Origin of the sequence: Motilibacter rhizosphaerae, assembly GCF_004216915.1 — a bacterium.
Classification (GTDB): Bacteria; Actinomycetota; Actinomycetes; order Motilibacterales; family Motilibacteraceae; genus Motilibacter; species Motilibacter rhizosphaerae.
In genome coordinates this window covers 430,129-452,913 of the sequence record NZ_SGXD01000001.1, presented here as the reverse complement: position 1 = coordinate 452,913, position 22,785 = coordinate 430,129, and the positions used below count along the sequence as shown (strand labels likewise).

At 73.2% G+C, this 22,785-nt stretch carries 20 protein-coding genes; 8 read left to right on the top strand and 12 right to left on the bottom strand.

Annotated elements, in window-relative coordinates:
- Positions 1-10: 10 nt before the first annotated feature.
- The gene (locus EV189_RS02045) at positions 11-1,444 is read left to right on the top strand and encodes a glycosyltransferase family 87 protein (RefSeq protein ID WP_130491277.1); all 1,434 of its coding nucleotides are present in this window, start codon (positions 11-13) and stop codon (positions 1,442-1,444) included.
- A complete protein-coding gene (locus EV189_RS02040) occupies positions 1,441-2,586 on the top strand; it encodes a mannosyltransferase family protein (protein WP_165400081.1) in 1,146 nt (381 codons plus the stop codon). The genes EV189_RS02045 and EV189_RS02040 overlap by 4 nt, the downstream gene beginning before the upstream one ends.
- Before the next feature lie 21 nt (positions 2,587-2,607).
- On the opposite strand, the gene EV189_RS02035 is transcribed toward EV189_RS02040, so the two are convergent.
- Complete coding sequence (locus EV189_RS02035; RefSeq protein ID WP_130491275.1) at positions 2,608-3,138, bottom strand: hypothetical protein; 531 nt, start codon at positions 3,136-3,138, stop codon at positions 2,608-2,610.
- 181 nt (positions 3,139-3,319) lie between these two features.
- Between EV189_RS02035 and EV189_RS02030 the strand changes: the two genes are divergently transcribed.
- Positions 3,320-4,336, top strand: coding sequence for a sensor domain-containing diguanylate cyclase (locus tag EV189_RS02030; RefSeq protein WP_130491274.1), 1,017 nt, complete (start codon positions 3,320-3,322; stop codon positions 4,334-4,336).
- Between the two features lie 2 nt (positions 4,337-4,338).
- Here the strand turns inward: EV189_RS02030 and EV189_RS02025 are convergent, their stop codons facing one another.
- The 3 genes from EV189_RS02025 to EV189_RS02015 all read right to left on the bottom strand — a co-directional run bounded on the left by EV189_RS02025 (position 4,339) and on the right by EV189_RS02015 (position 8,723).
- Positions 4,339-6,513 carry a putative bifunctional diguanylate cyclase/phosphodiesterase gene (locus tag EV189_RS02025; protein ID WP_130491273.1) on the bottom strand — a complete coding sequence of 725 codons (2,175 nt, stop codon included), beginning with the start codon at positions 6,511-6,513 and terminating at the stop codon, positions 4,339-4,341.
- A 90-nt stretch (positions 6,514-6,603) separates the two neighbouring features.
- Positions 6,604-7,605 (bottom strand): alanine racemase, encoded by a 1,002-nt coding sequence (locus EV189_RS02020; protein ID WP_130491272.1) that lies wholly within the window; start codon positions 7,603-7,605, stop codon positions 6,604-6,606.
- Positions 7,605-8,723, bottom strand: coding sequence for a lipid II:glycine glycyltransferase FemX (locus EV189_RS02015; protein WP_130491271.1), 1,119 nt, complete (start codon positions 8,721-8,723; stop codon positions 7,605-7,607). Before EV189_RS02015 ends, EV189_RS02020 begins: the two co-directional genes overlap by 1 nt.
- A 141-nt stretch (positions 8,724-8,864) precedes the next feature.
- Here EV189_RS02015 and EV189_RS02010 point away from each other — a divergent pair, with 141 nt between their 5' ends.
- Both EV189_RS02010 and EV189_RS02005 read left to right on the top strand, forming a co-directional pair.
- On the top strand, positions 8,865-10,280 hold the full coding sequence (locus EV189_RS02010) for a GntP family permease (RefSeq protein WP_130491905.1): 1,416 nt from the start codon (positions 8,865-8,867) through the stop codon (positions 10,278-10,280).
- A gap of 8 nt (positions 10,281-10,288) precedes the next feature.
- Complete coding sequence (locus tag EV189_RS02005; RefSeq protein ID WP_130491270.1) at positions 10,289-10,687, top strand: hypothetical protein; 399 nt, start codon at positions 10,289-10,291, stop codon at positions 10,685-10,687.
- Positions 10,688-10,700: 13 nt separating this feature from the next.
- Here EV189_RS02005 and EV189_RS02000 read toward each other — a convergent pair whose 3' ends face one another.
- The 8 genes from EV189_RS02000 to EV189_RS01965 form a co-directional block, all read right to left on the bottom strand.
- A complete protein-coding gene (locus EV189_RS02000) occupies positions 10,701-10,964 on the bottom strand; it encodes a DUF1905 domain-containing protein (RefSeq protein WP_231115982.1) in 264 nt (87 codons plus the stop codon).
- 16 nt (positions 10,965-10,980) lie between these two features.
- Positions 10,981-12,969 carry a substrate-binding domain-containing protein gene (locus EV189_RS01995; protein ID WP_165400080.1) on the bottom strand — a complete coding sequence of 663 codons (1,989 nt, stop codon included), beginning with the start codon at positions 12,967-12,969 and terminating at the stop codon, positions 10,981-10,983.
- Between the two features lie 196 nt (positions 12,970-13,165).
- Entirely contained in the window at positions 13,166-15,076 is a 1,911-nt protein-coding gene (locus EV189_RS19965; protein ID WP_165400079.1) for a hypothetical protein, read from the bottom strand.
- Between the two features lie 41 nt (positions 15,077-15,117).
- Complete coding sequence (locus EV189_RS01985; protein ID WP_130491268.1) at positions 15,118-16,194, bottom strand: glycoside hydrolase family 130 protein; 1,077 nt, start codon at positions 16,192-16,194, stop codon at positions 15,118-15,120.
- A 2-nt stretch (positions 16,195-16,196) separates the two neighbouring features.
- A complete protein-coding gene (locus EV189_RS01980) occupies positions 16,197-17,036 on the bottom strand; it encodes a carbohydrate ABC transporter permease (RefSeq protein ID WP_130491904.1) in 840 nt (279 codons plus the stop codon).
- 26 nt (positions 17,037-17,062) lie between these two features.
- The gene (locus EV189_RS01975) at positions 17,063-18,040 is read right to left on the bottom strand and encodes a carbohydrate ABC transporter permease (protein WP_130491267.1); all 978 of its coding nucleotides are present in this window, start codon (positions 18,038-18,040) and stop codon (positions 17,063-17,065) included.
- A gap of 10 nt (positions 18,041-18,050) precedes the next feature.
- Entirely contained in the window at positions 18,051-19,331 is a 1,281-nt protein-coding gene (locus tag EV189_RS01970; RefSeq protein WP_130491266.1) for an extracellular solute-binding protein, read from the bottom strand.
- 29 nt (positions 19,332-19,360) lie between these two features.
- On the bottom strand, positions 19,361-20,377 hold the full coding sequence (locus EV189_RS01965) for a LacI family DNA-binding transcriptional regulator (RefSeq protein WP_130491265.1): 1,017 nt from the start codon (positions 20,375-20,377) through the stop codon (positions 19,361-19,363).
- Positions 20,378-20,835: 458 nt separating this feature from the next.
- Between EV189_RS01965 and EV189_RS01960 the strand changes: the two genes are divergently transcribed.
- The 3 genes from EV189_RS01960 (at position 20,836) to EV189_RS01950 (ending at position 22,724) form a co-directional block, all read left to right on the top strand.
- Positions 20,836-21,654 (top strand): deoxyribonuclease IV, encoded by an 819-nt coding sequence (locus EV189_RS01960; protein WP_130491264.1) that lies wholly within the window; start codon positions 20,836-20,838, stop codon positions 21,652-21,654.
- 150 nt (positions 21,655-21,804) lie between these two features.
- Positions 21,805-22,089, top strand: coding sequence for a 30S ribosomal protein S6 (rpsF, locus tag EV189_RS01955; RefSeq protein ID WP_130491263.1), 285 nt, complete (start codon positions 21,805-21,807; stop codon positions 22,087-22,089).
- A 53-nt stretch (positions 22,090-22,142) separates the two neighbouring features.
- Positions 22,143-22,724 carry a single-stranded DNA-binding protein gene (locus EV189_RS01950; RefSeq protein WP_130491262.1) on the top strand — a complete coding sequence of 194 codons (582 nt, stop codon included), beginning with the start codon at positions 22,143-22,145 and terminating at the stop codon, positions 22,722-22,724.
- The last annotated feature ends 61 nt before the right edge of the window (positions 22,725-22,785 follow it).

Below are 22,785 nucleotides of genomic sequence, written 5' to 3'. Positions count from 1 at the left end.
GAACGTCCTCGTGACGACGCAGACGACCCGACCGGCGACCGACGCGGCGAGCCCCCGGACGTCCGAGGGCTGGGTGCTGCCCTCCCTCGACGACCCGGTCGTGCGGACCGCGAGCACCGCGCTCGGTGGGCCGGCGGGGCGGCGGCTCCGGCCCGTACGCCGCTGGTGGACCCCGGTGCGCGTCTGCCTGCTCGTCGCTGCGCTCGTCGTCGTCGTCTTCAGCGTCGGGGCCAAGCACTCGTGCCCTGCGGGCGGCTGGTCGCAGAACGTCAACTACTTCCACCTCTGCTACAGCGACGCGCCCGCGCTCTACTCCGCGCGTGGGCTCGACCGGGGGGTGGTGCCGTACCTCACGAGCGCGGCGACGCTCGCGCAGAAGGGCGTCGAGTCGCCGGTCGAGTACCCCGTGCTCACCGGCCTGCTCATGTGGGTCGAGGCGCACCTGTTCCCCAAGGGCGGGAAGGACCCGGCGACGACGTTCTACGACGTCAACGTCATCGTCGAGGCGGCCTTCCTGCTCGGCACCGTCGTCCTCACCGCGCTGACCGCGCGGCGCCGCCCGTGGGACGCGATGCTCGTCGCGCTCTGCCCCGCGGCCGCGCTCACGCTGACGATCAACTGGGACATGCTCGCGGTGGTGCTGCTCGCCGGCGCGATGTACGCGTGGGCGCGCGAACGACCAGCCCTGGCCGGCGTGCTGCTCGGACTCGGCACGGCGGCGAAGCTCTACCCCGTGCTCCTGCTGCTGCCGCTGCTCTGCCTGGGCTGGCGCACCGGCAAGCTGCGCCCGGTCGCCGAGGCTGCCGGGTGGGCCGCGCTGGCCTGGGTCAACGTCAACATCATCTTCATCGTCGCGAACTTCGACGGCTGGTTCGAGTTCTACCGGCTGAGCCAGCAGCGCCCCGCCGGCTTCTCCTCGATCTGGTACCTCCTGCAGCTGCACGGCAACGGCCTCACCCCGCTCAACCCCTGGGCCTCCGGACTGACGCTCGTGCTGCTCGGGGCGGTCGCCGGGCTCGCGCTGCTCGCGCCCCGCCGCCCGCGCTTCGCCCAGCTCGCCTTCCTCGTGGTGGCGGCGTTCCTGCTCGCCAACAAGGTCTACTCGCCGCAGTACCTCCTCTGGCTCGTGCCCCTCGCCGCCCTTGCCCGGCCGCGCTGGCGCGACTTCTGGATCTGGCAGGCGGGGGAGCTGCTGCACTTCGCGGGGATCTGGCTCTACCTCGGGCAGTACGCCAACGCCAACCGCGCGCTGGGGGACACGGCGTACACCTGGACGGTGCTGGCCCACATCGCCGGCACGCTGTGGCTCGCCGGCGTCATCGTGCGCGACGTGCTCGACCCGGCGCTCGACCCGGTCCGCGCCGACGGCATCGACGACGACCCCACCGGCGGCGTCTTCGACGGCGCGCCCGACGTGCGCCGCCTGGCCGGGGCGCCTGCGTGAGCTCGGCCGCCGCGCTCGGCGCCCGGGACCGCCTCGAGGTGGAGACCGACCCCGGGGCCCCGCCGGCCCGTACGGTCGTGGGGCGGGCGCTGCTCGCCTGGCTCGGCACCCGCCTCGGCGTGCTCATCGTCTCCACGGTCGCGGTCTACGGGACGGCCACGGGCGGTCTCGCGACGTTCTCCCGCCGCTGGTCGCAGTGGGACTGGCTGCACTTCCAGGACATCGCCGAGCACGGCTACGTCAAGCCGAACGACGAGGCGTTCTTCCCCGGCTTCCCCCTCGTGCTCAAGGCCGTCCACGCGGTCGGCGTGCCGTGGGTGGAGGCGGGGCTGCTGGTCTCGTTCGTCGCGGGCGGGGTCGCGGCGGTCTTCCTCGCCCGGCTCGCCGAGCTCGACGGCCCGCGAGGGGTGGGGGAGCGGGCGGTCCTCGTGCTCGCGCTCTCGCCGGCCGCGGTCTTCCTCTTCGCGGGGTACGCCGAGGCGCTGTTCCTCGGGCTCGCCCTGCCTGCCTGGTGGTTCGCCCGGCGCGGCGACTGGTGGGCGGCCTCGGCGCTCGCCGCGGCGACGACCGGCATCCGCATCTCCGGGGCGTTCCTCGCGGCGGCCCTCGTCGTCGAGTTCCTCACCTCGCCGGTCGGGCGCAAGTGGCGCCAGGCGCCGTTCCTGCTGCTGCCGGTCGTCCCGCTGCTGTCCTACGCCTGGTACCTCGACCGGACGAAGGGCGACTGGCTCGCCTGGGAGCACGCCCAGGAGAAGGGCTGGGACCGCCACCTCAGCGACCCGGTCAGCTGCTTCATGACGACGTGGGACGCGGCGTTCGGGCGCGGCCAGGTGCCGGAGTTCCGGATCAACTTCCGGCTCGAGATCCTCATGATGGCGGTCGGCGTCGTCGTGACGCTCTGGCTGCTGTGGCGGGCGCGCTGGGGGGAGGCGACGTTCGTCGGGCTCAGCGTCCTGGCACTCGGCACCTCGACGTGGTACCTCTCGGTGCCCCGCGCGAGCCTGCTGTGGTGGCCGCTCTGGATCGGCGTCGCGCGGCAGACGGTGCGCTCCACCACGTGGCTTCTGGCGTGGGTCGTGCTCGTCGTGCCGGTGAGCGTCGTCTGGGTCTACCTGTTCGTCACGGGGAAATGGGCGGGGTAGGCACTCACCGCGGCTGGTCGCTCAGCTGGCAGGTGCTGCGGTGCAGTCGGAGATGCCGGTGTCCGGGTAGTGGTAGTCCGAGTTGCCGAGTCCGAAGTGGGAGGGCGTCGCCACCGGCCCGATGCCCGTGAGGTGGACCGTGATCCACTTGTGCGACTTCAGCGGGACCCCACGCCAGGCCGCGTCGTAGTAGGAGAACTCCTCCTCCTCCGGGAAGACGTCGGCCTGGTGGGACGAGGCGGTGACGTAGTAGCCGAGGTTGGTGCGCAGATTCGGGCTCCACCAGAAGCGCCAGTCCTGTGCGGGACCGCTGAAGAGGCTCTCCAGCTTGATGGTCATCTTGAAGCCGTGGACCCGGGTGCCGTGGCTGTCGCGGACGAGCGCGTCAGGGTCCGTCACCTGGATCGAGTACGCGCACTTGGGGTCGTCGCGCCCCGGCTCCGGGTAGGTCTTGGCAGCCGCGGCGGGGTGTGCGACTGCCGCCGCGGAGAGCACGACGAACGTCGGTACGAGGCCGAGGACCGTGGCCGTCCTGCTCCGGGTGCTGCGCATGTGCCCCTCCCGCTCTTCCTGTTGGGCGCACTATGGCACCGGCGTCCTCCCGGTCGTGCGGGTTCCCCGAGACTGATGGCCGGTCTGCTCGTGGGCGGGCGAGGACCAAGGGCTTGCTGTGCGCACGGTTCGGTTGCTTACTGGTTGCAGCCAGAACGATCATCCGGAGGGACCGACTCGCATGGACGACGAGCGGGAGCAGCAGCAGTCGGCGCTCCGCGAGCTCGGCCTGCCCGGGCTGGTCCCCGGCGCCGACCTGCTCGCGGTCGTCCGGCTCGTCGCGGCCGCGCTCGGGGTGGGCAAGGCCGTGATCAACATCATCGACGGCGACCAGCAGTGCCAGCTGGCCCCGGTCGGGTTCGCCGGCGCGGTCAGCAGCCGGAGCGACTCCATGTGCGCCGTGCACCTCGCCGAGCGCCGCGTCGTGTGGACGGCGGACGCGCGCACAGACCCGTCCTTCCGGACGAACCCGTGGGTGACCGGGGAGCTGGGAGCGGTCCGCTTCTACGCCTCCGCCCCTCTCGTCACCGGCGACGGGGCGGTCCTCGGCACCCTGTGCGTGTTCGACGACGGCATCCTCCAGCCGACCCCGCAGCAGCTCGCGGTGCTGGAGGACGCGGCGACCGTGGTGGTCGCGCTGTTCGAGCGCGCCCGGGACGCGCGGATCCTCCATGCCGCGCGGGCCCAGCTCGAGCAGCGCAACGAGGAGCTCGCCAGGCGCGCGGACTACGACGTGCTCACGGACCTGCCCAACAGGGCGCTGCTCCAGGTGCACCTCGCCGAGGTGCTCGCCCGCGCGCAGCGGGACGGAGGCGTCGTGGGCCTGCTGTTCATCGACCTCGACGCCTTCAAGGCGCTCAACGACACCCACGGGCACGCGGCGGGGGACCTCGCCCTCAAGGAGGTCGCCCGCCGGCTGCGGGCCTGCCTCCGTGCAGGTGACCTCGTGGGCCGGCTCGGCGGGGACGAGTTCGTCATGGTCTGCGCCACTCGCGGGCGCAAGGCCCTCGCGAGCATCGCCGCGCGGGTGGACCGCGTCCTGTCCGAGCCGTTCCACCTCGACACCCGGCCGCTGCCGCTCACGGCGACCGTGGGTGTCGCTGCGTGCGAGGCCGGGACGCTGGGTGCCGACCAGCTGCTCGCCGCGGCGGACGCAGCGATGTACGAGGCGAAGCGCGCCCGCCCGCAGGCCAGGTGAGCTCAGCCCCGCTGGCCGGCGAGGGCGCGGAGGTCGATGGTCCTCGGGCAGGGGTCGTGGGCGGGGGCCGGGCGCCGGAGCAGGAACCCCTGGGCCGCGTCGCAGCCCAGCTCGATCAGCGTCGCCAGCTGCTCGGGCAGCTCGATGCCCTCGGCCGTGGACCGGATGCCGAGCCCGCGCGCCAGCGAGATGACCGCCCCCACGATCTGCCGGTCACGGTCGTCACGGTGCACGCCGGCGACGAAGGTCCGGTCGATCTTCAGGCCGTAGGGCGCGAGGTCCTTGAGGTACGCGAGCGAGGAGTAGCCGGTCCCGAAGTCGTCGACCTCCGTGCTCACGCCCATGTCGCGCAGCAGGTGCAGGCAGCGGATCGAGGCGACGGGATCGTGCATCAGCGTCGTCTCGGTGATCTCGACGCCGATGGCGCTGCCGTCCAGGGCGTACCGGTCGAGCACGAGGCCGAGGTCGCGCTCGAGGCCGGCGCCGAGGTGGTCGGCCGACACGTTGACGTAGACCCGGCGCCGCAGACCCTCGGCCCGCCAGGCGGCGGCCTGGCGGCACGCTGCTCCGAGGACCCACCGCCCGAGCGGCAGCGTCAGGCCGAGCGAGTCCGCGACGTCGAGGAACTCGTGGGGACCGAGGACGAGGTTCCCCCGGCGCCAGCGGAGCAGCGACTCGACCCCGGCCACCTCGCCGTCCGGCAGGGAGACGATGGGCTGGAAGTGGAGCTCGAGCTCCTCCTCCTCGATGGCGCGGTGCAGGGCCTGCATGAGATCGAGCCGGCGGACGGACTCCCGGCGGCTCCCCTCGTCGAACATCGCGACCCGGGCCCGTCCGCGCTCCTTCGCCAGGAAGAGCGCGGCGTCGGCCTCGGCGAGCAGGGTCGACGCGTCGGCACCGGCCGCGGCGATGGCGACGCCGAGGCTCGCGCTCTGCCGGAGCGTGCGGCCCCCCACGCGCACCGGCTCGTCGAGCGCGTGGAGGAGCCGGTCGGCGACCTGCTCGGCCTGCTCCCGGGAGTCCAGGCCGTCGCAGAGCAGCACGAACTCGTCGCCGCCGAAGCGGGCGAGGGTGTCCTCGGGGCGGACGACGGCGGAGAGCCGGGTCACCACCTGCACGAGGAGCTCGTCGCCGAAGCCGTGCCCGTGCGTGTCGTTGGCGAGCTTGAAGTGGTCGAGGTCGATGAAGATCACCGCGAGCGTGCTGCGGTACCGCTCGAGGCGGGCCAGCGCGTGGTCGAGCCGGTCCGTGAGCAGCGCGCGGTTGGGCAGACCGGTCAGCGCGTCGTGCGTCGCCCGGTGCGCCGCCGCCAGCTCCGCCTGGCGGCGCTCGGTGATCTCGTCGTGCGTGATGATGACGCCGCCGCCCGTACGGTGCGGCACCACGATCGCGTGCCACCAGTGCTCGACGCCGTCGGGTGCGGCATGGAGGTCCGCCTCGTAGCGCGGGATGCGGCCGAGCCGTACGTCGTCGAGCCCGTCGGCGAAGCTGGCGATGGTGGAGTTGGACGTCATCTGCGCGAGCGCGCGCAGCGCGTCGGCGTAGTGCTGGTCGAAGCGCTCGAGCAGCTCGAGCTGGCGCCGGCTGGTCGCGGGTGAGGCCATGAGCGCGGAGTTGACCAGCTCGATGCGCCCGTCGGCGTCGAGGGTCATGAGCAGGATCGGCATCGCGTCGAGGACCTCGGCCACGCGGCGCGCGGACTCGAGGTTCCCGACCGCAGCGTCACGCTCCACTTCGATCCCGCGCCGGCGACGCTCGTGGAGCGAGGCGTTGGCGAGGAACAGCGCGGTGCGGTCGGCCAGCGCCCGGGCGAAGCGCCGGTCGCCCTCGTCGGGGAGCCGGGAGCTCGGGCGCAGGGTGACGGTGCCGCGGCAGAGCCCGCTGAGGAGGACCGGGGCCGACGCGGTCCCGCCGTCGCCTGAGCGTCCGCCGGGGACCGGCGCAGCGAGCGGGTCGCCCGGCCCGGCGTCGGCGACGGCCTCCAGCTCCGGCCGCTCCTCGTTGAGGAGGAGCACCGAGCAGCTGTCCCCGGTCGCCCCGGCGACGGTGTCGACCACGACGCGAGCGGCGTCCTGCAGCGTCGGCTCACCCCGCCACAGCTCGGCGAGCCGCTCGCCCACCCGGTCGAGCGCGACCGCACGGGCGACGTCCCCGACCGGTCCCAGCGACTCGTCCACGGGCGACCTCCCGGCCCACGTCCTGCGCCTGCTGTGCCCTGGCTGATCTTGAGGGAAACACCCCGCCCGGACCGCAGGACGTCGGCGCCGCTAGACCAGCTCCACCCGGTCGAACGTCGCCGTCGTCATCCGCACCTCGACCGGCACCTCGTCGCCGATCGCCGGCGGCGTGGCGTCCTGGGCGAGCAGGACGAGCGAGACCTGCATGTGCGGCGGCTCGGCGAACCACCGCTGCCGCCCGTCGATCGTGAACGGTGACAGGGTCAGGCCCGCAGCGCCCAGCGTGCCGGTGGCGAGCACCTTCGCCCGCGCCTCCAGCGAGGGCACGGGCTTCGGCGCCTCGAGCGCGATGCCGTGGGCGGTGCCACCGGCGAGGACGAGCAGGTATCCGGGCTTGATCATCCGGTGCTGTCGGTAGCCGACCTTGGTGCCACGCGGCAGCTCGTGGACGTCGATGACGGTCGACCTCGCCCGGAAGGACGACCGGTCGCCGAGCCAGAGCGCGGTGCCGACGCGGGGCCGCAGCTCGACCCCGGGTACGCGGCGGCGCAGCTCCGCCAGCCGCTTCCCGAGCAGGTGGCTCACCCACACCGGCCCCTCGCTGACCCCCGCGGCGCGCAGGGTCCGCTCGGCCTCGGCGACGCCGTCGCCCTCGAGCGGGAGGTGGAGGGCGTACCCCTCGGAGCGGACGCGGCCGGTCGGCAGCGGCGGCAGGAAGCCGTGGCGCTGCATGGCCGTGCGCAGCTCGACGAGCACCCGGTGGTTGGTGCCGGCCAGGGCGGCGACGGCCTCGGGGTGCGCGAGCGTACGGATCACCCGCGGGTCGTCGAACCTCGGCGCCGACAGCGCCGGGTGCCACGGCTCGAGCACGACGATGTCGCCGTCGAAGTTCTGGCGCACTAGAGACACCTCGGCCGGTACGCCGACGGCCACGGTCGGGACGCGCAGCCGCCGGGCCTCGGCGGCGAGGCGCGCGACCCCGAAGCCGTAGCCGTTGCCCTTGATGACGGGGACGAGGCCGGGGTTGGCGTCGAGGACCTCGGCGAGGTGGGCGCGCCACGCCGCCGCGTCGACGTGCAGGGTGAGCGGCACTATCCCCTCCGGGACATGTAGGTGTCGAACGCCTTGTAGAGCAAGCGGTTCAGCGGCAGGTCCCACTCTCCGACGTACTCCACGGCCTCGCCACCGGTGCCCAGCTTGAACTGGATCAGCCCGAAGTGCGGGTCGGACTCGGCGATGGTGTCGGTGATGCCGCGCAGGTCGTAGACCTCGCAGCCCGCGGCGAGGGAGCGGCGCACCATCTCCCACTGCACGGCGTTGGACCCGCGGTGCTCGCGGCCCTCGGTCGAGGAGGCGCCGTAGGAGTACCACGCGTGGCGGCCGACGCGGACGAGCGTCGTGGCGGCGAGCAGCACGCCCTCGCGGCGCGCGAGCAGCAGCGTGATGCGCTCGGGGTCCTCGTCGTCCATCGCACGGAACATCCGCTCGAAGTACGCCAGCGGCCGCGGCGTGAACCCGTCCCGCCGCGCGGTCTCGACGTAGAGCGCGTGGAACGCCGGCAGGTCAGCGGTCGTGCCGGTCTCGACGGTGACGCCGGCCTTCTCGGCCTTCTTGATGTTGCGGCGCCACAGCTGGTTGAAGCCGCGCAGCACGTCGTCCTCGGTGCGCCCGGCGAGCGGGAGCTGGAAGACGTACTGCGGCTGGCCCGCGCGGAAGCCGTGCCCGGACTGGGGGGCGCGCCAGCCGGCGGCGCGCAGGGCGGTCGTCAGCTGCGTACCGAGAGCGTCGACGCTGGTGGGCACCACGTCGGCGAGCTGCCCCGCGCCACCCGCGGCGATGGCCGCCTTGAGGACGTCGGCGCCCCAGCGGCGGGTCACGACCGGCGGGCCCATGCGGACGCCGAAGGCTCCCTTGCGCCTGAGGTGCGCGACCAGCGGGTCGAGCCACGCCGCCGGGTCCGCGGCGACCGCGGCCCAGTCGAGCACCGGCCCCTCGGGGAGGTACGCGAGGGAGCGCCCGAGCCTCGGCAGCCGGCGGTGGAGCACGAGGCCCACGCCCCGCAGGACGCCCGCGTCGTCGAACCAGCCGAGCGACTCCGAGCCCCACTCCGTCTTCACGCCCGCCCAGGAGGGCAGCTGGAGGAAGCTCGCGCTGCCCCGCTCGGCCACGAAGGCGAGGTGCTCGTCGCGGAGGACGGGTCGGACCAGCATGGGGCAAGAGCCTAGCCAGAGGACGGGGCCGGCCCGTACCTCGACCGCGCGTTTCTGGCGATCTTCGGTGGGCACGTGTGCCGGGAACTGCCGTCCGCCTCGCGAGGGAGCGACCCGATGGCCGCCGGTGCCGCCACTGTCATGTCCAGCCGACTGCTCGCCGCCGACCAGGCGGCGGGCTCCGACACGCGCCTCGTCCTGGCCGCGCTCGTCGGCATCGCGCTGATCATCCTGCTGATCACGCTGCTGAAGCTCCACCCGTTCCTCAGCCTGACCGTGGGCGCGCTCGTCACCGCGGCTGTGGCCGGGAGCGGCCTGCCGGCGGGGCTGGCGAGCTACACGAAGGGCTTCGGCGCCACGACCGCGAGCGTCGGCATCCTCGTCGCGCTCGGCGCGATGCTCGGCAGGCTCCTCGTCGACTCCGGCGGAGCCGCGCAGATCGTCGACACGCTCGTCGGGCGGGCCGGACCACGGCTGCTGCCCTGGGCGATGGGCCTGGTCGGTGCGCTCATCGGCCTGCCGATGTTCTTCGAGATCGGCCTCGTGCTGCTCATGCCGGTGATCGTGCTGGTCGCGAGGCGTACGGAGCAGCCGCTGATGCGCGTCGCGGTCCCCGCCATCGCCGGCCTGTCGGCCATGCACGGGTTCGTGCCGCCGCACCCGGGTCCGCTCGCTGCGATCGGCCTGCTGAAGGCCGACCTCGGCCTGACGCTGGGCCTCGGCATCCTCGTGGCGGTCCCGGCGCTCGTCCTGGCCGGCCCGGTCTTCTCGAGCGTGGCGGTGCGCCTGGCGCCCGTCGGCGCTCCCGAGCTCTTCTCCTCAGGCGACGACGGGTCCGAGGACAACCCCGACGCGGCGACCGGCGAGCCGGCGACCCGGCCCGAGCGCCGCCCGTCGTTCCCCGTCACGCTCGCGACTGTGCTGCTGCCGGTGGTCCTCATGCTGGCACGCTCGCTCGCGGACATCCTGCAGGACGACAAGGGCGCCATGCCGCGCAAGGCGCTCGACTTCATCGGCGACCCGACCGTCGCCCTGCTGATCGGCGTGCTGGTGGCGATGTGGACGTTCGGCTTCTCCCTCGGGCTGGACCGGGCGCGCACGAACGCCGTCCTGGAGCGCTCGCTCGCCCCGATCGTCGGGATCCTGCTCATCGTGGCCGCCGGCGGCGGCTTCAAGCAGGTGCTGGTGGACAGCGGGATCTCGAAGACCATCTCGGGCTGGGTCGAGGGCAGCAGCATCTCGACGCTGTTCCTCGCCTGGCTCATCGCCGTCGCCCTGCGGCTCGCGACGGGGTCGGCCACGGTCGCGACGACGACCGCTGCAGGCATCCTCGCCCCGGCCGGGGCGCACCTCTCGAGCTCGCACCTCTCGCTTCTGGTGCTCGCGATCGGGGCGGGGTCGCTGTTCTTCTCGCACGTGAACGACGCGGGGTTCTGGCTCGTCAAGCAGTTCCTGGGGCTGAGCGTCGCGCAGACGTTCAAGACGTGGTCGATCCTCGAGACGATCCTCTCGGTGGTCGGGATCGTCGTGGTGCTGGTGCTGTCGGTCGTGGTGTAGCCGACGAGGTGGACCGGTGCTGGGAGAGCGGCGGACCGGAGTGGCTCTTCCCCGCGGCAGTCGGCGCGGGGCTCGGCCTGGTCGTGGTCGTGGTCGCGGCAGTGGCGCGACCCGCTGCCGCGCGACCACGCGGCCGCGCGGGATGGCTCTGGGCCGCGTTCTGCCTGGTCGGGTTCGGCGTCCAGACGACCCAGGACCCCCTGCCGCGGCCGGACCTGGTGCTGATGACCGCGCCGCTCCTCGCGGCGGTGGTCCTCGTGGCCGTGCTCCGGCAGCAACGACAGCAAGCAGGCGATCAGCCCCTGTGGGCGGCCCACCCGGTCACCCTGGGGCTCGTCGGTGCCGGCTTCGGCGCGGGGCTGCTCGCAGCTCTCGGCGCGATGGTGGTGCAGGGCGGACCCTGCTGACGCTCGCCGCGGCTCACCTGTCGGGGTCGACGACCAGCTCTACCTCGACCTCGTCACCCGCGCCGCGGCCGGTCTGCTTGCGGGTCTCGGCGTTGAACGACACGAGGTAGCGCCCGCCCATGACGCCGATCCTCGTCCGGTACGTGTAGCCGCCGTCGATCGTCACGACGACCGGCACGCGCTTGCCGCGGTCGAAGGCCAGCACGACCTCCTCCGGCACGACGATGCCGACGTTGTTGCCGCCCGTGGGCTCGAGCGTGGTGCGGAAGACCGTCATGGGGCCAGTGTGGCGCTCAGCCGACGCGTACGGCGCTACTCGACACGGCGTGCGCGGTCCAGCCTCGCCGCGAGCCGGTCTCCACCACCCTCAGCCGGTGCCCGCGGTCGGCGCTCATGACGACGTACGCCGCGCGGCGCGCACCCGCGACAGGCTGCCCATCGCGGAACCACTGGTACGACAGACGCCCTGAGGCAGGCGCGAAGACCGCCCGGCTCGCTGTGAGGGTCCTGCCGACGGCCGCACGCCCGAGGATCCGCGGCCGGCTGCGCAGGGGCAGCAGCGCTGGGCCGACCCGCACCGGAGCGCTGGTCGCCTCCACGGACCCGCCGGCACTCGTCGCCGTGACGCGGCAGGCGAGGGACCGGCCGAGGTCCCGCGTGGTGAGGGTGCGGGCGCGACCGCTCCCTGCCGAACCGCCGGTCCTCGTGACCCAGGCGTAGGAGACGCTGCGGGCGCCGGAGAAGGTCGCCGAGCAGCTGATGCGCGCGCCCACGAGGGCGCGGCCGCTGATCGCCGGGCTGTGCACCATCGTCGGCGCGGGGGACTGGTCTGCCACGACGACGGTCTGCACGAAGCTCGGCGTGGGCGTGGGCGTGGGCGTGGGCGTGGGCGTGGGCGTGGGCGTCGGCGTGGGCGTCGGGGTCGGGGTCGGGGTCGGGGTCGGGGTCGGGGTCGGGGTGAGCGTCGGCGTCGGCTGGGGGGTCGACGCGGGCGTGGGCGTGAGGGTCGGCGTGGGCGTGGGCACCGTCCCGCCGACCCCGCCGCAGACGGCGCCCGCCTTGTCGCACGGGTCCGGCATCGGCGCGGTCTGCGTGGGGTCGAGCGAGCCCGTGCAGTTCGCCAGGGTGATCGGGTCGTCCGCGCCGGGGATGCGCGCGATCTGCTGCAGCCCTGCCTCGACCAGGGTGCGGGAGAGGGGGGCGTAGCCGTACTGGTCCACGTGCTGCTGACCCGCGCAGACGGCGTAGGTGGCGAACGCCGCGAGGCTGTGGCCCGCGTCCGTCGTGACGTGGTCATGGGTGGTCGTCGGCACGACCATCGAGGTCCAGCCGGCCAGCGGGTACGCGCGCGGGTCGGGGTTGCGCCACACCCCCGTCTGGTCCGTCACGGGGTATCCCGGGGCGCTCGGGTCGACGCCGACCGTCGCGCCGGTGAGGGCGATGGACGCGGCTCCGGCAGTCGGGCTCACGTAGTACCCCGCGCTGTTGAGCAGCTTCACGACCGGGTACTGCGCCATCCGGGCGTACAGGTCCTCGCCGTAGGCGATGGTGCCGTCGTTCTCCTTGACGTACTCCGCGCTCCCGACAGCACTGTCCTGCGCGGCGAAGTACGTCCCGTCCGCGAACGGGTAGAGCGCCGTGGCCCCGCACTGCGTGCGACCGATCCGCGCGCAGTACGCGGCCCACGTCCCCGGGTACTCGCTTGCCATCCACGCGGTGAGCTGCGCGGTGGCGGCGGAGTAGTCCGCGCGAGCCACGGCGATCACCCTGCGGTGCGGGAGCCCGACCCCCGGGTTGCTCGCCGCGATGCGCGGGTCGTCCCACCAGCTGATGCCACCGGTGAAGATGTCCGCGAGCGTCCGGCCGTCGAGCCGAAGCCCGTCGTACAGCCGGCCGCCGATCTCCAGGTGGTACATGAGGGCGGTCGCACCAGCGGCCAGCGGGACGTAGGCGTAGCTGCCCGCGACCGGTGCCGGCTCGGTCGGGTCGAAGCCGTAGGGGAGGTCCGAGACGGCGAAGTCGACGACGCCGTCGCGGAAGTCCATCCTGCCCGCGGAGGAGCCGTTGGAGTTGTAGTTGACGCTCAAGCCGGCGGAGCGGACCTCGCTGATCCACTCCTGGACCGCGGACGCCGCCCAGCTCGACCCCGACCCCGTGATCGACCGGTACCCGTCAGCAGCGGCAGGCTGTGCAGGCAGCGCCGCTCCCAGCCCCGCGAGCAGGGCGACCGCAGGCCCCGCCGCCAGCATCCGCCGCACCAACCCGTCGCGTCCCACCAGCACAGCCCCCCTCGTCCCTGCACGGAGGCCCAAGGGTGGCCGGTGCTCGCCCCGGGCGGGTGGCGCGAGAGTGAGCGGGACGTGCCGGGGAGGTGAACCTCGCGGCGCGGAGGTGGTCGCGGCCTGCCCTGCCATCGAACGGGGGCACCCAGTGAAGCTCTGAGCGCCACTGGGTGCCCCCGTTCACTCGTCGGGGGCGTCAGCGCAGCACCGCGTACCCGCCGGGCGGGATCAGCCCGCGGACCGCGCGGCCGCTGCGGTCGAAGACCCGAACGTCCCGGCCCCTCCCGACCACGCGGTGCGGCAGGACGTCCCCGTTGACCTCGAGCACCTCGTGCCCGGTGCCGGTCAGCTCGACGGTCGAGACCACCGGCGTCACGAGGATCGCGTCGAGCACCGACGACTGCCTGCCTCCGGCGACGGCGGTCACCGTGGACGACCGGGTCACGAGCGGCACCGGGCCCGGCAGCAGGGCGCCCGGCGCCGGAGTGACTCCCTGCGCGCCCACGCCGCGCGAGGCTGTCCAGCCGGGCTGGTGCGTCGAGCGCCAGAGCAGCGAGGTCGTGCCCCTCTCGGGCAGGCGCAGGACCGCCTGCAGCAGGCGCGGTCCTGAGCCGGGGATCGTCCACGTGCCACTCGAGCCCGGAGGGAGCGTCGCTACGCCTGTCCCGCTGACGAGCGACTCGCCGTCCCAGGTCGTGCTGACCGGCGTCACGCTCGCCCCGCGCGACAGGGTGCCCGACTCGCCCTCCACCACCTGCGTGGCGTCGCGCGTCCCGATCCCCCTCAGCGCCAGCGCGGCGGCGCGCACGTCCGGATGCGCGTCGAGCGCGAGCATCGCCAGGACCGCGTGGATCGTCGACTCCGCACCTGCGCCGTGGTTGATCGTGCCGTCGGGGGCGAGCCCGTCATAACCGCGGCCGGTGCTCCTGTCGTACATCGGCTGACCGGCGCGGTTGGCCCCGAAGAACCAGGCTGCGTCCACGGCAGCCAGCTCGCGCAGCCCCGGACTTCGCGAGGGGTCGACCAGTGCCAATGCATCCTCGAGCCGCGAGTCCACGCCGTACGCGATCTGCGTCCGGTCGCTCGGCGTCGGCTGCCAGCCGTTGTCCGGCCCGTCGTCGACGAGCAGCCGCGCGGTGAACTCGCTGGCGTCGAGCAGGGCCGGGCGCAGCAGGCCACGGTTCCCGGTCGCACGTGCGGCTGCCGCGAGGGCCGCCGCCTGCTGCGAGGACCAGGCGTGCCAGAGCGACCGCGATGTCGTGGTCGGGAGGATGGCGCCGTACGGCCAGGTCCGCGGCCCGCCGCCCTGCAGGTCGGCAATCCCCTCGGCGAGCTCGCGCGTCGCGGTGACGACCCGGTCGCGCAGGGCCCCGGTGGGAGCGGACGACGCGTACGCCGACAGCCCGAGGACCGCTTCTGCGCTCGCGTCCGAGCCGTCGACGACCAGCCAGCGGGGCACGCGCTTCCCGTCGGCCACGGCGTAGGTCCCGTAGTGGACGAGGACCTCGCGCTCGAGTGCACCGACAGCGAGGTCCAGCCGCTGCTGGAGGAACCCGGCGAAGGCCGGGTCCGCGGTGCGGAGGTCGGCGTAGCCCTCGCCGAGCGCCCAGACGGTGCGCGCCAGCCAGTAGCTCGGGCCGCTGTCGGACGGGTCGGGCACATCCGCAGGGGTCGCGCTCGGGTGCAGCGTGCCGTCGGGCTGCATCCAGAGCACGACGTCGCCGGCATGCGGCCCGGTCGTCGTCTGCAGGTACGTCAGCCCGCGCAGCAGCTCGCGCGCGCGGTCGAGGCTGTGCGCGTCGCCGTGCTGCTGGTGGTAGCGCAGGTACGCGACCGCCGCCCGCGCGATGTCGTCGGCGTTGAAGGCGCCCTGGCCGTAGGTGTCCGTCGCCGCGTCGTACGCGCCGCCGCCGATCTTCTCGTAGCCGCCGTCGTCCTGCCGGTTCGCATAGGTCCACAGCACGCCGACGTGCGGCTCCTGGTCGAGCTGCCACGTGGTGTGGCCCGCCTGGGCGGGAGGAGTGACGTCTGCGCCGAGGAAGTCGAGGTGCGCGAGGTTGGCGAGCGTGCCGTCGTCGGCGCGGGCGGACGGCGCGGCAGAGACCATCGCGGCCACCAGGACTCCGGCCGCCAGTGCGCCGCACAGCCTCATGACGCGCGCCGGTCGAGCCGGGCGACGCCGATCGCGGAGTCGGCCATGCCGTAGAACACGAAGTGCGTGCCCTCGATCTCCGCCCACGCCGTCGGGAAGACGACGTTGGGCACCGTGCCCGCGCGCTCCTCGGCGGTCTCGGGGGCGAGCACGGGCTCGCTGCTGCGCGCCAGCACCCGCGACGGGTCCGCGGCGTCGAGCAGCATGCAGCCGGCGGCGTACTCCACCTTCTGCGTGGTCGGGTCGAATCCCTTCGGCTGCTCGCCGGTCACCCCGTGGTGGACGAGCAGCCAGCCCTCCTCGACGCGGAGCGGCGGCGGGCCGGCGCCGATCTTCAGCTCCTCGAAGGGCGCTTCCGGCATCGCGACGAGCCGGTGGTCGCGCCAGTGGGTGAGCGCGGAGAGGTCGCGCTGGACGTCCTCCACCGGCACGTACGAGATCCAGATGCCGGGCCGCTCGTCGTCCACCCCGGCGGGGAGGTGGACGCCCTCGCCCTCGCGGAACCAGCCGAGGTCCCACATCGGGCGGTGCAGCACGGCGAAGCACTCGCGGCCGCCGGGGCCGGGCACCGGCTCGGGGAAGAACACCGCGTCCTTGTTGGGGAACAGCCCGAGGTCGGTGTCCAGCGAGGGCTGGTACGCGTACGTCACCGGCCCGAGACGCCGCCAGCGGCGGGCACCGCTCGAGACGGCGAGCGCGAGCCGGGGGCCGAGCGGCCCGTACGCGACGTAGGTCATGACGTGCAGCCCGAGCGCAGGGACCCACGTGACGCGCGGGTCCTCCACGCCGGCGTTGGTCAGCCCGCGCTCCCATCCCTCGTCAGGCGCGAGGACGAAGCCCTCGCGCTGCACTCCCACGGGGACGCCGTCCTCGACGACGACCCGGGCGAGCCCGATGCGGGAGACGTTGCCCTCCGCGACGAGGCGGGGGAGCAGGTAGAGCGTGCCGTCCGGCTCGTGCGCCGTCGCGGGGTTGAGGACCCCCTCGTGCTCATGGGGTTCTGCAGGGTCCGGTGTCATGACGACGCCGAGTCGCGTGAGGGTCCAGGGGAGGGTCGAGGTCGCAGTGGTCATGGTCAGCCCTTCACGCCGGAGCCGATGTCGGTGGAGGTGAAGTGGCGCTGGAAGGCCACGAAGAGCACGACGGCGGGCGCTGCGAGGACGCAGGCGCCGGCGAGGATCGCGCCGTACGGGTTGGCGGCCGACGCCGCCACGCTGCTGATGTAGTTCGCCAGGGAGACGGCCAGCGGCTGCAGGTCCTGGTCCTTCGTCACGAGGAAGGGCCAGAGGAACTCGTTCCACGGGCCGATGAACGTCAGCAGGAGCGCGGTGAGGATGGCGGGGCGCACGAGGGGGACGGCCACCCGCCACAGGACGGCCACCTCACCGGCGCCGTCGATGCGCGCGGCGTCGAAGAGGTCCTTCGGCACCTGCAGGAAGTACTGGCGGAAGACGAACACCGCCGTCGAGTTGATGGCGAAGGGCAGGATCATGCCGAGGTAGTTGTCGGCCAGCCCGTAGTCGCGGACGATGAGCACGTAGAGCGGCACCAGCAACAGCTGGAACGGGATGACCTGCGCCAGCAGCACGAGTGCGAAGACCGTGCCTCGCCCGCGGAACTCCAGCTGGGCCAGGGCGTAGCCCACCAGCACGCCGAAGACGAGCGTCAGCAGCAGCACCGAGCCGGTGACGATCCCGGAGTTGAGCAGGCTGCGCCACAGGTGGATGCGCCCGTCGATCTGCGAGAAGTTGCCCAGCGTCAGGTTGTGCGGCCACGGGATGATGCCGGAGAGCGAGGTGTCGTGCTTGCGCTGCAGGGCGCCGACGATCATGTAGTAGAAGGGGAAGAGGAAGACCACGGCACCGATCGCGAGCAGCACCAGGCGGGTCGCCCGCCCGCCGGTCGAGCCGCGCATCGGTGCGCGGGAGGTCGTGGACGTGCTCATCGGGCATCGTTCCTCTCGAGGAGCAGGCGCTGGAGGCCGGCGAGCAGCAGCACGCCGATGACGAGGATCACGCCGATCGCGGCGGCGATGTCGGGGTCGGTCTGCTCGAGGCCCTTCTGGTACATCAGCAGCACGGGCGTCGTGGACGCGCCGTTCGGACCGCCCTCGCCGGTGAGGAGGTACGGTTCGGTGAAGAGGTTCGCGCCGGTGATGGTCGCGAGGATGACGACGAGCGTCGTCGCGGGGCGTACGCCGGGGACCGTCACCGACCGGAAGGCCTGCAAGCGCGAGGCTCCGTCGACCGAGGCGCTCTCGTAGAGCTCCTTCGGCACGTTCTGCAGCGCGGCGAGGTAGAGCAGGATGAAGAAGCCGAGCTGCTTCCACGTCACGAACACCGCGATGACCGGCATCGCGAGGTGCTCGTTGACGAGCCAGGAGGGGTTGGGCGCCAGGCCACCGAGGCCCTTGTTGACGATGCCGTCGGAGCTGAAGAGGAAGAGCCAGACGCCGACCACCGCGACGCTCGCCGTGACGTAGGGCAGGTAGTAGCTCGTGCGGAAGAACGACCGGAACGGGATGGCGGCGTTGAGCGCGCTCGCGAGGACGAGCGAGAGGACCACCGTCAGCGGAACGTTGATGACGAGGAACACGAGCACGTGCAGGAAGGCGCTGTGCACTGCGGGGTCGCTCAGCGCGGCGCGGTAGTTCTCGAGGCCGACCCAGGGGCGGGACACCTTCGCGCCGGGGGCGGCGAAGAAGTAGTCGTGCAGCGAGATCCAGACCGCCGAGCCGAGCGGGTAGGCGAAGACGACGGCGAGGAAGGCGACGTACGGCAGGGAGAAGACCGCGCCGATGGGCTGCCGGCCGGCACGCCCGCCGGAGAGGCGGCGGCCCTTGCTCGCTCTCGGCTCGTGGGAGTGGAGGACCTGCAGGCGGTGCTTGGTGAGCGAGGGTGCGTGCTCGACTCTGGACATCGCTTCTCCCTCAGGACTTCGTGACGGTGGTAGAGATCTTCCTGGCGGCCTTGCTCAGGTCCTGCTGCGGCGACTCCTTGCCGAAGATGACGCCCCTGCCCCACTCGTCGCGGAACGCCTGCCACACCGCCGTCGAGTTGAGCGTGTTGGGCACCTCGACGGTGCGCGACGCCGCGGAGGCGAAGTCCTTGTACGCGGGGTTCTTCTCGAAGTAGGAGGCGTAGGCGCTCGTCAGCCCCTGGCGCAGCGGCATCTGCCCCGTCATCTGGAGCAGCTTGCCGTCCTGCTCCGGGCTGGTGGCGAACTTCGCGACGTCCCACGCCGTCGCCTGGTTCTTGCACGCGGAGTAGATCGCGATGTTCTTCGCGTCCGAGAACGTGTGCACCTGGTCGGCGGGTTCGCCCGTGGGCGTCGGCACCGGGACGGCGCCCCAGTCGACCTTGCCCTTGTACGCCGCGACCGCCCACGGGCCGGCGAAGGACATCGCGGCCTTGCCCTCGGCGAAGCTGTCGCCGTTGTAGGTCTCGCGCGGCGCCAGGCCCTCGTCGTAGAGCGTGCGGTAGAACTGCGCCACCGCCAGTCCCTGCGGCGAGTCGAACTGCGGGGTGTCCCCCTTGAGCAGCTGCTGCCCGCCGGTCGCCGCCGCGAACAGCGGGTAGAAGTCGAACCACGACTGGAAGTACTCGTTGCTCGGGGCCGGCCAGATCGCCGCCTTCACGCCGCCCTTCTGCTTGAGCGTGCGCGCGGCGGCGAGCACCTGCGCGTACGTCTGGAGCTGCGGGTGGTCCGGATCGAGGCCGGCCTTCGCGAAGACCTTCTTGTTGTAGAACAGCATGACCGGGTTGGTCTTCCACGGCAGCTGGTAGAGCTTGCCGTCGGCGCTCTTGTACTGCTGCACGGTTGCTCCCGTGCGCGCGGTCGCGTACTGGACACCGTCGGGGAAGTCGTCGAGCGGGACGAGCCCGCCCTCGCGCTGGAACTGCGCGACCGCGGAGGGTGCGGTGTTGAGGACGAGGCAGGGCGTGTTGCCCGCGATGATCGCCGCGTGGATGACCTCCTCGGAGCTCTTGCCGGCGGGGATCTCCTGCGCGGTGATGTGCTCGTTGGGGTGGCTGGAGTTCCACTCCGCGACCATCGCCTTGCCCCAGTCGATCTCCTGCTCGTTGTTCGAGTACCAGATCGTGATGGGACCGCGGGCGGTCGGTGAGCCGACCGAGCCTTGGCTGCCGCAGGCGGCCGTGAGGACGGCCACGAGGGCGAGGGCGCTGCACGTACGGGTCGTTCGCTTCATCGCGTCTCTCCGTGGGAGGGCAGGGCGGGCTAGGGCGCGGGTGCCACCGAGGTGCGCCGGACGAGGCGGGTGGGCTCGAGCACGACGTCGTCGGCGTGCCCGTGCTCGACGAGCTGGAGCAGGGTGAGCGCGGCCTGCCGCCCCCAGGTGAGGGCGTCGGTCGCGACGGTCGTGAGCCCGGGGCGCGCGTACGCCGCGAGCAGGGTGTCGTCGAAGCCGGTCACCGAGACGTCCTCGGGGACGCGCAGGCCGGCGTCGGACAGGGTCGCCATGCCGGCGACGGCCATGAGGTCGTTGGCGTAGACGACCGCGGTGACGCGGGTGCCGGCGGCGAGCAGGCGGCGGGTCTGCTCCGCGCCGCTCGGGGCGGAGAAGTCGCCCTCGAGCACCGCAGCCGGCTCGAGCCCGTGCCGGGCGAGCGCGTCGCTGAGGGCGCCGCGCCGTGCCTCGGCGTGCGCGAGGTCCCGGGGCCCGGAGACGTGGGCGATGCGCCGGTGCCCGAGCCCGACCAGCAGGTCGACGACCTCCTCGATGCCGCGGGTCTGGCTCACGCAGACGGCCGGGAAGGGACTCGGCGACGTGGGCCGGTTGAGGGTGACGGCCGGCATGCCGAGCTCGCGCAGCAGCGGGATGCGGGCGTCGTGGACGCGCAGGTCGAGCAGGAACACCCCGTCGACCGTGCGGTCGCGGGCGAGGCGGCGGTAGCCCGCCTCCTCGCGCTCCTCGTCGAGGACGACCTGCAGCACGAGCGACTGGCCGACCTCCGCGAGCGAGGTCTCGACGCCGGCGATGAAGGCCGGGAAGAAGGGGTCCGCACCGAGCAGCTGCGGCGGCCGCGCGACGACGAGGCCCAGCGCGAGCGCGCGCCCGTCGGACAGGGCCCTGGCGCGGGAGCTCGGCCGCCAGCCGAGGTCGTCCGCGGCGGACAGGATCCGCTGCCGCGTGGCGTCCGTGAGGCCGGGCTTGCCGTTGAGCGCGTACGAGACCGCGCCCTTGCTGACGCCGGCGCGCGCCGCGACGTCCGCGATCGTCACCCGGGAGGGCATGTTCACCTCCTCCGCTGCATTTAACCGGTTTTCTCTACCTTCGTCCCGCTTGGGGAGGGATGTCAAGATCGGGCTCGCGCGAGGGTCGGGGCGCTGCCGGGGAGGGGTCCCGAGGGCGGGGTCGCCGGGGCTCGTCCCGAGCAGGTGGGCTGGTCCCGAGGAGATGTGCTCGGGGTGACCCCCACCTGCTCGTACCCGACCCCCAGTTGATCGGGGCCCCCGATCAAGGAGGCCCCTGTCCTCCAGCCGGCGCGTCGACCCGGCTCGGGGCCGAGGGGCACGAGCCGGTCCCGAGCAGGTGGGGCCCGTCCCCAGGACATGTGCTCGGGGTGACCCCCAGTCGCTCGTACCCGACCCCCAGTTGATCGGGGCCCCCGATCAAGCGGGCAGCCCCGAGCGCCAGGACCGGCGCCGCCGAGGCCGAGGGAGTGTCGGCGTCCCGGCGTACGGTGTCGCGCATGAGCACGGACCCCTCCTCGCCGCTCGTCCTCGGCGGTCACGTCGAGCAGGACGACCCCGTCGCCGAGGCCGTCGAGCGCAAGGCCGGCCTCTCCCAGTTCTTCCTCGGCGACCCGCAGGGCTGGAAGGGTCCGCAGGTGCGCTACCCCGGCGGGCCGGAGGCGCTCAAGGCAGCGGCCGCGGAGGCGGGGGTCGACCTCTACGTCCACGCGCCCTACGTCATCAACGTCGCGACCTCCAACAACCGGATCCGCATCCCGAGCCGCAAGCTGCTGGCCCAGCACGTCGAGGCCGCGGCCTCGATCGGGGCGAAGGGGATCGTCGTGCACGGCGGCCACGTGCTGAAGGACGACGACCCGGAGCTCGGCTTCGACAACTGGGCGAAGACGTTCGAGCGGATGGAGCTGCCCCTCCCGGTGCTCATCGAGAACACCGCCGGCGGCGACGGGGCCATGGCGCGGCGGCTCGACCGCCTCGCCCGGCTGTGGGAGCGGGTGACCGACCGGGTCGACAGCGACCGGATCGGGTTCTGCCTCGACACCTGCCACGCGCACGCCGGCGGGGAGGAGCTGGCCGGGATCGTCGACCGGGTCCGGTCGCTGCTCGGGCGCATCGACCTCGTGCACGCCAACGACAGCCGCGACGCCTTCGACTCCGGCGCCGACCGCCACGCCAACCTCGGCAGCGGGACGATCTCCGGCGAGCTCGTGGCTGAGGTCGTCCGCGCCGCTGGTGCCCCAGTGGTGGTCGAGACGCCGGGCGGGGCCGAGGGCCAAGCCGCCGACATCGCCTTCCTCCGCGGGCAGCTCGACGGCTGAGGCCTGTGGACGGCCGCGTGACCGCGGCCCTGTGGAAGACCGGTACGCCCCGGTGCCCGCGCCCGGTACCCTTGGGGGTGCTGCTCGACGCAGTGCCCTCCTGCCACGGAGAGACCGTGGCCGCCTGAGTCCGAAGGAGGTGGGTCTGTCATGCGTCGTTACGAGCTCATGGTCATCCTCGACCCCGATCTCGAGGAGCGGACGATCGCCCCGTCCCTCGACCAGTTCCTCAACGTCATCCGCCAGGACGGCGGGTCCGTGGAGAAGGTCGACATCTGGGGCCGTCGCCGGCTCGCCTACGAGATCCAGAAGAAGGCCGAGGCGGTCTACGCCGTCGTCGACCTGACCGCGAACCCCGCGGCCGTCAAGGAGCTCGACCGCCAGCTGAACCTCAACGAGGCCGTGCTCCGCACCAAGGTGCTGCGCGCCGCCTGACCGGCCCCGCCGGTCCGACCGTCTCCCCGACCCCCTCGAGCTAGGAGCGCTGCATGGCAGGCGACACCGTCGTCACGATCGTCGGCAACCTCACCGGTGACCCGGAGCTGCGCTTCACGCCGAGCGGAGCGGCGGTCGCGAACTTCACGGTCGCGTCCACCCCCCGCCAGTTCGACCGCCAGTCGAACGAGTGGAAGGACCAGGAGACGCTGTTCATGCGCTGCTCGGTGTGGCGGCAGGCGGCGGAGAACGTCGCCGAGTCGCTGCAGCGGGGCACCCGCGTCATCGTCACGGGCCGGCTGAAGAGCCGCTCGTACGAGACGAAGGAGGGCGAGAAGCGCACCGTCGTCGAGCTCGAGGTCGACGAGATCGGCCCGTCGCTCCGTTCGGCCACCACCAAGGTCAACCGCACGAGCCGCGGAGGCGGCGAGGGCGGGTTCGGCGGCGGTGGCGGCGGCGGCTCCTACGGGGGCGGCGGCGGGGGCGGCGGCTTCGGCAGCGGCCCGGCCGACGACCCGTGGGCGACCGCGGGCCCGTCCGGCGGCGGCAGCGGCGGCTCCTTCGGCGGTGGCGGTGGTGGCGGCGGCGGCTCCTTCGGGGGCGGCGGCGGCAGCTACGACGAGCCGCCCTTCTAGGTCCTCGCAGGGTCACCGCGACCTGCTGGCGCCCCGGTCCCCGGACCGGGCGCCCCCCGGG